The sequence below is a fragment of the Arthrobacter globiformis genome (assembly GCF_030818015.1).
GTDB classification, from domain to species: Bacteria; Actinomycetota; Actinomycetes; order Actinomycetales; family Micrococcaceae; genus Arthrobacter; species Arthrobacter globiformis_C.
This window is the reverse complement of record NZ_JAUSZX010000001.1, coordinates 500,943-512,740: the sequence shown is the minus strand read 5'-3', so window position 1 is coordinate 512,740 and position 11,798 is coordinate 500,943. Positions and strand designations below refer to the sequence as shown.

General features: G+C 68.2%; 10 protein-coding genes. 8 read left to right on the top strand and 2 right to left on the bottom strand.

Annotated elements, in window-relative coordinates; translation table 11 throughout:
- Positions 1 to 111 precede the first annotated feature (111 nt).
- A complete protein-coding gene (locus QFZ23_RS02400) occupies positions 112 to 1,398 on the top strand; it encodes an ammonium transporter (RefSeq protein WP_306920347.1) in 1,287 nt (428 codons plus the stop codon).
- 6 nt (positions 1,399 to 1,404) lie between these two features.
- On the opposite strand, the gene QFZ23_RS02395 is transcribed toward QFZ23_RS02400, so the two are convergent.
- Both QFZ23_RS02395 and QFZ23_RS02390 read right to left on the bottom strand, forming a co-directional pair.
- A complete protein-coding gene (locus QFZ23_RS02395) occupies positions 1,405 to 1,872 on the bottom strand; it encodes a GNAT family N-acetyltransferase (RefSeq protein WP_306926621.1) in 468 nt (155 codons plus the stop codon).
- 87 nt (positions 1,873 to 1,959) lie between these two features.
- On the bottom strand, positions 1,960 to 3,894 hold the full coding sequence (locus QFZ23_RS02390) for an FAD/NAD(P)-binding protein (RefSeq protein ID WP_306920346.1): 1,935 nt from the start codon (positions 3,892 to 3,894) through the stop codon (positions 1,960 to 1,962).
- Positions 3,895 to 4,139: 245 nt separating this feature from the next.
- Here QFZ23_RS02390 and QFZ23_RS02385 point away from each other — a divergent pair, with 245 nt between their 5' ends.
- Genes QFZ23_RS02385 through QFZ23_RS02355 form a run of 7 tightly spaced genes read left to right on the top strand, consistent with a single transcriptional unit; the run spans position 4,140 to position 11,713 of the window.
- Complete coding sequence (locus QFZ23_RS02385; RefSeq protein WP_306920345.1) at positions 4,140 to 5,180, top strand: amino acid ABC transporter permease; 1,041 nt, start codon at positions 4,140 to 4,142, stop codon at positions 5,178 to 5,180.
- Positions 5,181 to 5,185: 5 nt separating this feature from the next.
- Complete coding sequence (locus QFZ23_RS02380) at positions 5,186 to 5,995, top strand: amino acid ABC transporter ATP-binding protein (RefSeq protein WP_306920344.1); 810 nt, start codon at positions 5,186 to 5,188, stop codon at positions 5,993 to 5,995.
- 9 nt (positions 5,996 to 6,004) lie between these two features.
- Positions 6,005 to 7,069, top strand: a complete 1,065-nt coding sequence (locus tag QFZ23_RS02375) for an ABC transporter substrate-binding protein (protein WP_306920343.1) — start codon at positions 6,005 to 6,007, stop codon at positions 7,067 to 7,069.
- Positions 7,066 to 8,232, top strand: coding sequence for an LLM class flavin-dependent oxidoreductase (locus tag QFZ23_RS02370; RefSeq protein WP_306920342.1), 1,167 nt, complete (start codon positions 7,066 to 7,068; stop codon positions 8,230 to 8,232). Before QFZ23_RS02375 ends, QFZ23_RS02370 begins: the two co-directional genes overlap by 4 nt.
- Complete coding sequence (locus tag QFZ23_RS02365; RefSeq protein ID WP_306920341.1) at positions 8,210 to 9,085, top strand: DUF1684 domain-containing protein; 876 nt, start codon at positions 8,210 to 8,212, stop codon at positions 9,083 to 9,085. Before QFZ23_RS02370 ends, QFZ23_RS02365 begins: the two co-directional genes overlap by 23 nt.
- On the top strand, positions 9,082 to 10,275 hold the full coding sequence (locus QFZ23_RS02360; RefSeq protein WP_306920340.1) for an LLM class flavin-dependent oxidoreductase: 1,194 nt from the start codon (positions 9,082 to 9,084) through the stop codon (positions 10,273 to 10,275). Before QFZ23_RS02365 ends, QFZ23_RS02360 begins: the two co-directional genes overlap by 4 nt.
- Before the next feature lie 10 nt (positions 10,276 to 10,285).
- On the top strand, positions 10,286 to 11,713 hold the full coding sequence (locus QFZ23_RS02355) for an NtaA/DmoA family FMN-dependent monooxygenase (RefSeq protein ID WP_306920339.1): 1,428 nt from the start codon (positions 10,286 to 10,288) through the stop codon (positions 11,711 to 11,713).
- Positions 11,714 to 11,798: the final 85 nt, after the last annotated feature.

Below are 11,798 nucleotides of genomic sequence, written 5' to 3'. Positions count from 1 at the left end.
TTACATGCCCGAAACCTACCGCGGATTCCGGCGCTCTATGTTGTGGGGACAACGGCATTCTTCCGGGTCTCAGCAAAATGCCACCCACCGATTTCTTGAGTGGAGTCCGAAATGAACGCTGGAGATGTTGCCTGGATCCTCGCAAGTTCCGCACTGGTGTGCATGATGATTCCCGCCCTGGCCCTCTTCTACGGGGGCATGGTGGGGTCCCGCCGGATCCTGAACATGATGATGATGTGTTTCGGCGGGGCCAGCCTCGTGGCCGTGCTGTGGGCACTGTTTGGATACTCGATGGCCTTTGGCAATTCCGTGAACGGCCTGGGCCTGATCGGGGACGTCACGCAATTCGTCGGCTTGGAGCCTTTGCTGGCGGATAAACCCGGTGCCGCCCTGCCCGGGGCCCTGTTCGCCGCGTTCCAGCTGTTCTTCGCCTGCGTGACCACCGCGCTGGTTGCCGGGGCGGCCGCCGGCAGGATGAAGTTCGGCGCCTGGATGGTGTTCGCCGGCGTATGGGCAACCCTGGTTTATTTCCCCATCGCGCACTGGGTGTTCGCGTTCGACGCGGCGGACGGCTCCATGAAAGGCGGCTGGATCGCCAACGGCATCAAGGCCATCGACTACGCCGGCGGAACAGCTGTCCACATGAACGCCGGTGCCGCCGCGCTTGCCCTGGCCCTGGTATTGGGCAGGAGCAAGGGCTGGCCCAAGATGGAGCACTCGAAGCCGCACAGCCGCCCGCTCGTACTGGTGGGCGCCGGCCTGCTCTGGGTGGGGTGGTTCGGCTTCAACGCCGGATCTTCGCTGGCCGCCGGGCACGCGGCGTCCGTGGTGTTCCTCAACACCGCGGTGGCGGCCGCTGCCGGCCTGCTCGCCTGGGCACTGGTTGAGCGCATCAGGCACGGCGCCACCACCAGTATGGGCGCCGCCTCGGGCCTGGTCTCCGCCCTCGTCGCCATCACCCCCGCCTGCGGTGCCGTCAGCCCGCTCGGGGCCGTGGCCATCGGCGCCATCGCCGGCGCGGTCTGCTCACTCGCGATCGAATGGAAGTTCCGGCTGGGATTCGACGATTCCCTGGACGTGGTGGGCGTGCACCTCGTGGGCGGCATCATCGGCACGCTCCTGATTGGCATCTTCGCCACGGACAGCGCACCAAATGGAGTCAGTGGCCTGCTCTACGGCGGCGGACTCCGGCAGCTCGGTATCCAGACACTTGCCACGGTAGCCGTGCTGGTCTATTCCTTCGGGTTGACATGGGTCATCGCGAAGGTCGTGAACGTGGCCATGGGGCTGCGAATCGACGAGGATGACGAACTCCGCGGCATCGATCTGGCCGCACACTCCGAGCTTGCCTACCTCACGGATGAGGACCCGGTGAACCTCGGTTCTCCGATCCGCTGAACCGGGTCAGTTTTCCAGGAGAGCCAGACCCTTCGTGAACGCCAGCGGCCCGATGGTCTCGGGATCGGCGGCCAGGTCGAACTGCGCCGTGTACCCGGTGTTCAGGTACAGGTGCTTGGCCTCCGGCTGGCGCGGACCCGTGGTGAGGTAGACGCTGCGGTACCCGCGCTCGACCGCCAACCGCTCCAGCTCCGCCAGTACCCGCCGCGCGAGGCCGCGCCGCCGGTGGGCAGAGTGCGTCCAGATCCGCTTGAACTCGGCGGTTGCCGCGTCGTACCGGCGGTAGGCTCCGCCGGCCACGGACTCGCCGTTCTCCTGGATGATCAGCAGTGCACCGGACGGCGCCTCGAATTCCTCGGCCGGGTATCTGTTCAGTTCCTCCGCAGCCGCGCCCCGGCCGAACAGGTCGCCGTAGCGGGTGTCGTACTCGACAGCCAGCTCGTCCAGGAGCGGCCGGACCCGGGGGTCGTGCATGGGCAGTTCGAGGAGGATGAGGTGTCCAGGGGTTGCTTCCAGTTGCTGCGTTGTTTCCAGTTGCTGGGTTGTTTCCAAGTGCATCATTCAGGCCTTTCCGACGGCGGCAGCTGTGCGTGGCCGGCCGGCGCCGGACAACGCTTCAAGTATTTTTCGGGCCAGGGCGTCGTTCTCCCGGAAGGGCGCCGCGTTGGTGCCGGGCCGGGCAAACGCGCCCGCTCCCCAGCCGGAGGTCCCGGGGCCGATGCCGAACAGGCGGTTCCGGGTGCCGCCGCCGCGGCCCACAATCCGGTGGCCCGAGGTGATCAGGAGCCGGCCGGTGGAGTGGCCGCCGTCGGACGTGAGCAGGTGCTGCTCCGCGCCCAGGCCGGTGCCGTGCAGCGAGCGGAGCAGCGGGTTCGCGGAGCGGGCCACGGCGGGACCGGGCAGCCGCGCCTCGATGAAGGCGTTCGCACGCACGCTTACCGGTGACTGCGCGGACGTCGCCACGAACTCGCCGGTGGCGTCATCGGCGGCGACCGCAAGTCCCGGTCCCAGGAAGTGCAGCAGTCCGGCGCGGTGGAGGGCCAGCATCTCGCGCAGGCGGTGGGGCGGCGGGCCGGAATCCACGAAGCTGAAGAACCCGTGCCACCAGCCGTGCACGTCCTCCTGCGAGCGCGCGTTCAGCCGTTCGGGCGGGACGAGCCTGCCCAGCTCCATGTACACCTTCAGCAGGGCCATGAACAGTGCCAGCGTTTCCGGGTGGTCGGGTCCCGTCCGCAGTTCGAGGTCATGCTCGATGTAGGCGGCCACCGCCGCCTGGACGTCATCGTGGCTGGTGAAAAGCCGCCCGCCGAACGGCTTGTCCAGCCGTTCGAGGTCCAGGTGCAGCTCAGAATCCGGCACGGCCGCTGCGACGAGCTCGTGGCGGGCGCTGCTGTACCAGTCGAGGGCAGCAAACCGCCCGGCAAACTCGTCCCAGCCCAGCGCCACGCGCTCCGGGCTGCCGGTGAACAGTTCGCGGTAGTAGCCGTAGCCGGCGTCCTTGGCGATCAGGGGCCAGAGGTGAGAGCGGAAATCCAGTTCGGCGTGTTCCGCCAGGAGCGCGTCCACGGCGGCAGCGGTGAAGAACCGAGGCGCCGCCGCCGATTCGCCGCGCAGGGCCACGGAGATCTTGGAGTGGAACGGCACCCCACGGCGCGAACCTGCCCAGAGCCTGGGCTCGGCTCCGGACGGAAGGTAGCGCAGCCCGCCGTCGGCCGCCTCTTCAAAACGGCCACCGCGGCCTTCGGTGAGCAGCACCAGCAGGTCCACAAACGCCAGGCCCATGCCGGAGACGATGACGTCCTGGCCGGGCGCGACGGGTGAATAGTCGACGTCGGTGGTGTAGCTGGGTGCCGCATGGAACCCGCCGTTCCGGGCCGCAAACGCGGACCAGGCAGCGGAGCGGGCATCGGGCTCCGCGTCTGTGTGCCCCACGGCGGTAATCACGACGTCGGCGTGCAAAGTGCCGCCGCCGGCCAGCCCAACGCTGTACCTGTCGTCGTCGGCGCCCTGTGGTTCGACGCTGACCGCGGTGTCGCGGTGGACGGTGACGCGGACGTCGCTGCCCAGGGCGAGGACGGCGCGGCGGAAGAACCACTCGAGGTACTTGCTCTGAAGCTGGCGGGTGGGAAAGGTGCCGCCCGTCAGCTGCCGCAGCTGTTCCTGCAGGTGCGGGGGCAGGGCCGGCGCGTCGTTGATGGAACCGTCCAGGATGCCGGCAGCCCACGCGGCCAGTCCCGGCCCGTCGATGGCCGGGCCCTCGCAGACCACTGAGGAGTCGGTGAACATGGTGACGTCCTGCGCGGCGGAATTCAGCATCAGGCCGGGGTGCTGGTCGTAGCGCCAGATCCTGCCGGATCCGGGCTCGTACGGTTCCACGATGTGGATCTGCAGCGGACCCTCCGCCAGCCCGGGCCTGTTGGCCGCGAGCCGCTCGAGGATGCCGGCCGTGCGCGGACCACCGCCGATGAAGACCACGGATGGGTGCTGCGCTGGCATCGGAACTCCTGATTAGAAACGGCTCGGAGCCCTCAATCTAGGGTCTGGACAAACCGCCGGTCGAAGGCCCTGTCACGGCCGTTCACCCCGCGTAACGGCGCGTAAATCAGGGCAAGAATTCGTCTCATGACGCCCCGCTAAGCCGCGTGAACGAATGCAACAGACGGCTTTGCCGGACCTTCCGGGCGCACCTAGATTTGCAGCCAACTACCCCGAATAACCAGCCGGAAGAAGCGAGATGGCGCATGAGTTCAGCAGCAACCAGGACGTCCCAGTCCCCACCTGAGGCACCGTCCCCCACTGACGCGCCGGCCGCCAGCGGGACACCGTCTTCGGCGGAGCCGGCCCGCCCCGCCGAGCTGCGTGCCGCCGTCGACTACGCCGACTACCGGCTGGTTCCTGCCCGCCGCCCGTGGCGCTGGGTGGGCACCGTGCTGGTGGCACTCGGGGTGGCTGCCGTCGCATGGTCCCTGGCAACCAACCCGCGCTGGGAATGGGGCGTGGTGGCCCAGTGGTTCACCGCCAAGTCCGTGGTGAACGGCCTGGTGGAAACCCTCAAGCTCACGGCCATCTCCGGGGCGCTCGGCTTCATTCTGGGCTTCATCCTCGCCCTGATGCGGCTGTCCGCATCGCCGCTGCTGGTCTCCGTGTCCTGGACATTCTCGTGGATCTTCCGGTCCACACCACTGCTGGTCCAGATGCTCCTCTGGTACAACCTGGGCTACCTCTACGAGAAGATCAGCCTGGGCATCCCGTTCACGGACATCCGGTTCTTCGAGGCGCAGACCACCACCCTGATCAGCCAGTTCGCGGCCGCCGTGCTAGGCCTGACGCTGAACCAGGCCGCCTACTCGGCCGAGATCATCCGCGGCGGCATCCTGTCCGTGGACCAGGGCCAGCTCGAGGCAGCAGCCGCCCTGGGGATTCCCGCTTGGCGCAGGTCCACCCGGATTGTGCTGCCCCAGGCCATGCGCGCCATCCTGCCCACGGCCTTCAACGAGATCATCGGACTGGTCAAGGGCACCTCGATCGTCTACGTCCTGGCCTACTCGGAGCTCTTCTACACCGTGCAGGTCATTTACAACCGCACCCAGCAGGTCCTGCCGCTGCTGCTCGTGGCCACGCTCTGGTACGTGGTGATCACCTCCGTGCTCAGCGTGTTCCAGTACTACATCGAACGCCACTACTCCAAGGGTGCGGTGCGCACCCTGCCCCTCACACCGCTGCAGAAGGCCCGGAAGTTCTTCGCCGCCCACGCCCCGGTCAACACCACCGGAAGGAAATGATTCCGATGAGCACAACACTTGAGGCCCTCGCCCCCACGCGCGGACTTGTCGAAATCACCAAGGTCCGGAAGTCCTTTGGCCCCACCGAAGTCCTGAAGGGCATTTCCCTGACGGTGGAGCCCGGCGGCGTGGCCGTCATCGTCGGCCCTTCGGGTTCCGGGAAGTCCACCCTGCTGCGGACCATCAACCACCTGGAAAAGGTGGATGCCGGGTTCATCGCCATCGACGGCCAGCTGGTGGGCTACCGGGTCAAAGGGAACAAGCTGCACGAGCTGCCCGAGAGGGACATCCTGAAGCAGCGCACCGAAATCGGCATGGTGTTCCAGAACTTCAACCTGTTCCCGCACCTCACGGCGCTGGAGAACGTGACCGAGGCCCCCGTCGTCGCGCAGGGACGGTCTCAGGCCGAGGCCCGCGAGCGCGGCCTGGAACTCCTGGACCGTGTGGGCCTGCGGGAGCGTGCCGATGCGTACCCCCGCCAGCTCTCGGGCGGCCAGCAGCAGCGCGTCGCCATCGCCCGAGCCCTGGCACTGGACCCGAAGATCCTGCTCTTCGACGAGCCCACCTCTGCCCTTGACCCGGAACTGGTCAACGAGGTGCTGGACGTGATCCGCGAGCTGGCCAAGTCCGGCACCACCCTGATCATCGTCACGCACGAGATGGGCTTTGCCCGCGACGTGGCGGACACCGTGGTGTTCATGGACCAGGGCCAGATAGTCGAACAAGGCAAACCCCAAGACATTTTCACGAACCCGCAGGAAGAACGCACCAGGAGTTTCTTCTCCAAGGTGATCGAGCCCGCCTTCAACATCTAAGGAACTCTTATGGCACTCCTCTCCAGACAGCGCCGCAACGGCGCGCTGCCCGCCGTCGTTCTTGTCGGTACCCTGCTGGGCACCGCGGCCCTGTCCGCCTGCTCCGATCCCGGCGCCGCCGCCTCCGGCGGTCCCACCGGCGCCGCATCAGGTGCGGCGACGACGGCGGCCCGCAACGGCGTCGTCTACAACACATCACCGGACCAGCAGCGGATCCGCGCCGAAAAGGACGCCGGGCTGGCCGCCAAGGTGCCGGCGCTGATCGGCAAGGACGGCAAGCTCACGGTGGCCACCACCGCTGGCTCCATCCCGCTGTCCTTCCACGCCACGGACGACAAGACTCCCATCGGCTCCGAGCTGGACATCGCCCAGCTGGTGGCGGACAAGCTGGGCCTGGAGCTCGATATCCAGGTCACGTCCTGGGAGAACTGGCCCCTGAAAACCCAGTCCGGCGACTTCGAGGCGGTGTTCTCCAACGTGGGCATCAACAAGGACCGGGTGAAGCTGTTCGACTTCGCCAGCTACCGGGCCGCGTACATGGGCTTCGAGGCGAAGAAGTCCGCGTCCTACAACATCCGGGGCGCCGACGACATCTCCGGCCTGAAGGTTTCCGTGGGCTCGGGCACCAACCAGGAGAAGATCCTGCTGGCCTGGAACAAGGAGCTCGAGGCCAAGGGCAAGGAGCCTGCAACCCTTCAGTACTACTCGTCCGACGCCGACACCATCCTTGCGCTGTCTTCCGGACGGACCGACCTGAACATCGCGCCCTACCCCTCGACGGTCTACCGGGAAAACACCCGCGACGACCTCAAGATCGTCGGCAAGGTCAACGCCGGCTGGCCGTCGGAGACCCTGGTGGCCGCCACCACGCTCAAGGGCAACGGCCTGGCACCGGTGATCACCGAGGCACTGAACTCCGCCATCAAGGACGGCTCCTACGCCAAGGTGCTGGACCGCTGGGGACTGTCCGAGGAAGCCCTGCCGGAATCCAAGACCGTGACCGAGGCAAACTTCGCTTCCACCCAGACTGGGGCAGCGCAGACGGGGACAACACAGACGGGGGCCGCGAAATGAAGTTCCAGGTCCTGGACATCATTCCGCACCTGAAGAATCCGGTCACCGGGGAAATCGTCTCCACCGCCGACCGGCTGAACCAGGTGGTGCAGACAGCGCGCCGCGCCGAGGAGCTCGGCTACGACAGCTTCTCGGTGGGCGAGCGGCATGCCGGGGAGTTCATCTCGTCCTCCCCCACCACGGTGCTCGCCGCCATCGCGGCCGTCACCTCCCGGATTCGGCTGCAGAGCGGCGTCACCGTCCTGTCCGTCCTGGACCCCGTGCGGGTGGCTGAGGACTACGCCGCGATCGACCAGCTCAGCCGCGGCCGGCTGGAACTGGTGATCGGCAAGGGCAACGAGGTGCTGCAGTACCCGCTCTTCGGCCTGGACCTCGCGGCCCAGTGGGACCTGCTGGAGGAGAAGTACGCCCTGCTGCGCCGGCTCTGGCGCGAGGAAGACGTGACGTGGTCCGGCCGCTTCCGTCCGACGCTCACCGATAAAACCACCACCACGCCCCGCCCCTATGCCGGTTCCCCGCGGATTTGGCACGGCTCTGCTACAACGCTAACGTCGGCGGCTCTGGCCGCGCGCTGGGGCGACCCGCTGTTCACCGCGAACGCCATCCAGCCGCGGGAAAACTACAAGGTGCTCATCGACCACTACGTGGCGGAGTACGAGCGGCACGGCCACGATCCGCGGCACCGCTACCTGGGCTCGGGCAGCGGGGCCGGCGGAGTGTTCATTGCCGACACCACGCAGGAGGCCAAGCGCCAGTACGGCCCGGTGTACGAGGGACTCACGGCTGCACGCAACGTTCCCGGGAACAACTCGCCGTTCCGGGACATCGACCACGCGGTGGCGGAGGGGCCGGCACTCGTCGGCAGCCCGGAACAGGTGATCGACAAGATCCTTAGCTACCACGAGCTCTACGGGCACGACCTGCAGTCCATCTCGCTGCCCACCACCCTGCCCTTCGAGCAGCAGTTGGACATCCTGGAGCGGTTCGCGCTCGAGGTGATCCCGGCCGTGCGCAGGTCAGCCCCCACCACCCTCTGGGAGTCAACGGATCCCTTTGGCGGCCGCCCCGGCTTCGCGGGAGCCACCGAACCGGACGCCGCCTCCGCCGTCACCACCGACCACGACAACCACAGGAGCGACCATGCCCACGTCTACGCACACTGAATCGGATTCCCCCACAGCAGTCTTCGCCGCCGAATGGGAGCAGTGGCACGCTGCGCATGAGCGCCGCCGCGCTGATCCCCACGGCTTCCTCGCCGTCACCCACCTGCACTGGCTGAGTGCGGAACCTTCCCGGCTCGAGGGCGTTCCGGGCGTCTGGAGCGTGAAGAACGACGCCGTCACGGTGGTTTTGGAGGCCAGCGAAAGCCTGCTGCGGGACGGCAAGGAATTGAATGGGCGGGAGCTGAACGGCAGCGCAGCCAAGGACGGAAGTACCACCGTCGTCTTCAATCCGATCGCCGAGCGTGAGGGCATCAACCTCACGGCGGGTCCCGCCGTCGTCGAACTCGCCAAGCGCGGCGGGGAATACATCGTCCGGCCCCGGCACCCGGAGAACGCCCTGCTCAACGAGTACCGCGGCACGCCGGCCTACGCGCCGGACCCGCGCTTCGCCGTCGAGGGCGTGTACGTACCGTTCGAGTTGCCCCGGCCCACCACTGTGGGGGCCGCCGTGGAGGGCATCGTGCACGTGTACGAAGCACCCGGCGAGATCCGGTTCGAACTGGACGGCCAGGACCTCACCCTCACGGCCTTCAACGGCCACACGCCGGGCACCCTGTCCGTGCTGTTCACGGACGCCACGTCCGGCAAGACCACGTACGCGGCGAACCGCTCGCTCACGGTGGCCGCACCGGACGCCGACGGCCGCGTGACCCTGGACTTCAACCGCGCCGTGAACCTGCCGTGCGCCTACACCGAACTCGCCACCTGCCCGCTGCCGCCAGCCGAAAACCGCCTGACGGTGGCCATCGAAGCGGGCGAACAGAACCCCCACGAAAGGCAGGCCGGAAAGTGAGCACCGCAGCCAACTCCTCCACTCCTTCCGCTGCCCGGCGGGGCTTCCTCGCGCTCGAACTGGACGGCGACGGCGGGCACCCCGCAGCCTGGCGCAAGGCCCGGCACACTCCCGCTGAACTGCTGGACGGAACCCGCGTCCGCGCCACGGTGCTGGCCGCCGAATCGGCCGGGTTCCACGTGGCCACGTTCGCGGACGGAGCCCTGCCCCCTGCGGCCGACTCCCTGGACGGCCGCGACATCCCGGGCCGGCTGAACGCCCTCCAGCGCGCAGCCTTTGCCGGGCCGATCACGGGCTCCATCGTGCTCGTCCCCGAGGTGGACACCGTCTACACCGAGCCGTTCCACATCTCCACGCAGCTGGCCAGCCTGGACTACGTGTCTGGCGGCCGCGCCGGCTGGCTGGTGGCTGCCTCCGACCAAGCGGTTGACGCTGCCGCCGTCGGACGTTCTTTTGTCTCTGCTGACGGGCTGGGCCGGGAGGCCGCCGCTTCGATCGAGGTCAGCCGCCGGCTCTGGGACTCCTGGGAGGACGACGCCGTGATCCGCGACGTCGCCACCGGCCGGTACATCGACGTCGACAAGCTGCACTACGTTGACTTTGCGAGCACTGTTGACTTCGCGAGCACTGCCGGCGCCGGCTACTCCGTCAAGGGGCCGTCCATCATTCCCCGTCCGCTGCAGGGACAGCTGCCCGTTCTGGCACCGGCCGGCCTGCTGAGCGCGGACCAGCTGTCGGCCGGGGCGGCGGACGCCGTCCTCGTCTCCGCGCCCACGCCCGAGCTGCTGGCCGGCGAGATCGCCGAGGCCCGGGCAGCCGCTCCCGCGGCCGCTGTCATCGCCGAGCTCGACGTCGTCCTCGACGCCCGCGGGCAAAGCGCCGCCGGGCGCCTCGCAGAGCTGGATGCGCACACTCCCTGGCAGAGCAGCCGCGCCCGTTTCGTCGGCACCGCTGCGGCGCTCACTGAACTGCTGGGCTCCGTTTTGGAGACTGCCGACGGCGTACGGCTCCACCCCGCGGTCCTGGACGTGGACCTGGAGGAGCTGGCCCAGCTGGTGCTTCCTGCCCTCCGGCGCCGGGGCGTGCTCGCCCCGCAGCAGCCGGGTTCCACTTTCCGGAACCTGCTGGGCCTGCAGCGGCCGGCCAGCCGGTATGCCGCTGTATCCGTGCCCTCCGCGGCCAACAACTAGGGAGAGACCCATGGCAGACACACACATCGGCAACGGCTTCGTGCCCTCCGGCCAGTTACAGCTTGGCGTCTTCTTCCAGGGCGTGAACTCGGGTACGGTCTGGAAGTCGCCGGAATCCGGATCGCAGACGGACTTCGAATCCTTCCGCCGCATCGCCCAAACCGCGGAACGCGGCCTGTTCGCCGCGTTCTTCCTCGGTGAGGGGCTGCGGCTCCGCGAGCACCTCGGCCGCCCGCACGCTCTGGACGTCGTTGGCCGGCCGGACGCGCAGACCATGCTGGCCGCCCTGGCCTCCGTGACCACCCGCATCGGGCTGGTGGCCACGCAGAACACCACGTACAACGACCCCGCCGATTTGGCGCACCGGCTGTCCAGCCTGGACCTGCTCTCCGGCGGCCGTGCTGCCTGGAACGTGGTCACCACGGACAACGCCTGGACCGGCGCGAACTTCCGCCGCGGCGGTTACCTGGACCACGCCGACCGGTACGTCCACGCCGAAGCGTTCGTGACCACGGCCAAGCGGATCTGGGACTCCTGGGAGGACGGCGCCATCGCCGAAACGCCGGCCGCCTCCGCCTGGGCCGCGCCCGGTTCGGCCAGGCCCGTGCACCACGGGGGCAAGCACTACACCGTGGACTACGTGCCGCGGCTGCCGCGCAGCGCCCAGTACCGGCCGGTGCTGTTCCAGGCCGGCGACTCGCCGGAGGGACGCGACTTCGCTGCCCGGCAGGCCGACGTCATCTTCTCCGCCCATCCGAGGCTCGACGACGCCCTCAGCTTCCGCCGCGACATCGTCGAGCGCACGGTCAAGGCCGGCCGCGGCGCGAACGACGTCAAGATCATGCCCGCAAGCGAGTTCATCCTGGCCGCCACCCCGCAGGAAGCGCTCGAGAAGAAGAACTGGGTGCGGAGCCTGCAGATCGGCCCCGAGCAGGCCATCGCCTACCTCGAACAGTTCTGGGGCCGCGAGCTTCAGGGCTTCGATCCGGACGGGCCGTTGCCGGACATCGACCCCGTGGTGGAGGAGACCTCCGAGACCCGCGGCAGCGGTTTCCACGGTGCCAAGGCCAAGCAACTGGCGGATCAGTGGCGGGCCGAAGCAAAGGACAAGGGCCTCAGCATCCGCCAGTTCGTCTCGGCCCGGACCAGCCGCGGGGACTCCAGCTTCACGGGCTCCTACACCGAGGTGGCGGACCGGCTGGCGGAGTATGCCCGCACGGGCGCCGTGGACGGCTTCAACATCTCGCCGTGGCTGATCCCCACCGGCCTGGACGACATCGTCAACCACCTCGTCCCGGCCCTGCAGGAACGCGGCGTCTACCCGACGGAGTACGCCGGATCCACGCTGCGGGAGAACCTCGGGCTGGCGACGCCGGTCAGGCAGGACAACGCAGACACGGTCCGGCTTCGGCTGACCGTCGGTGAGCAGCTCCTCTGAACCCCGTCGGTTGCTCCATAGGTGCCCTTTTCACGCTCCAAAACGGCGCCTACGGAGCAATCGATGGATATTTTTGAGCTGGCGC

Coding starts and splice junctions, on each gene's coding strand:
- QFZ23_RS02365 (WP_306920341.1), top strand. CDS start 8,210: ATGCCCACGTCTACGCACACTGAATCGGATTCCCCCACAGCAGTCTTC.
- QFZ23_RS02390 (WP_306920346.1), bottom strand. CDS start 3,894: ATGCCAGCGCAGCACCCATCCGTGGTCTTCATCGGCGGTGGTCCGCGC.
- QFZ23_RS02370 (WP_306920342.1), top strand. CDS start 7,066: ATGAAGTTCCAGGTCCTGGACATCATTCCGCACCTGAAGAATCCGGTC.
- QFZ23_RS02375 (WP_306920343.1), top strand. CDS start 6,005: ATGGCACTCCTCTCCAGACAGCGCCGCAACGGCGCGCTGCCCGCCGTC.
- QFZ23_RS02385 (WP_306920345.1), top strand. CDS start 4,140: ATGAGTTCAGCAGCAACCAGGACGTCCCAGTCCCCACCTGAGGCACCG.
- QFZ23_RS02400 (WP_306920347.1), top strand. CDS start 112: ATGAACGCTGGAGATGTTGCCTGGATCCTCGCAAGTTCCGCACTGGTG.
- QFZ23_RS02395 (WP_306926621.1), bottom strand. CDS start 1,872: ATGCACGACCCCCGGGTCCGGCCGCTCCTGGACGAGCTGGCTGTCGAG.
- QFZ23_RS02380 (WP_306920344.1), top strand. CDS start 5,186: ATGAGCACAACACTTGAGGCCCTCGCCCCCACGCGCGGACTTGTCGAA.
- QFZ23_RS02355 (WP_306920339.1), top strand. CDS start 10,286: ATGGCAGACACACACATCGGCAACGGCTTCGTGCCCTCCGGCCAGTTA.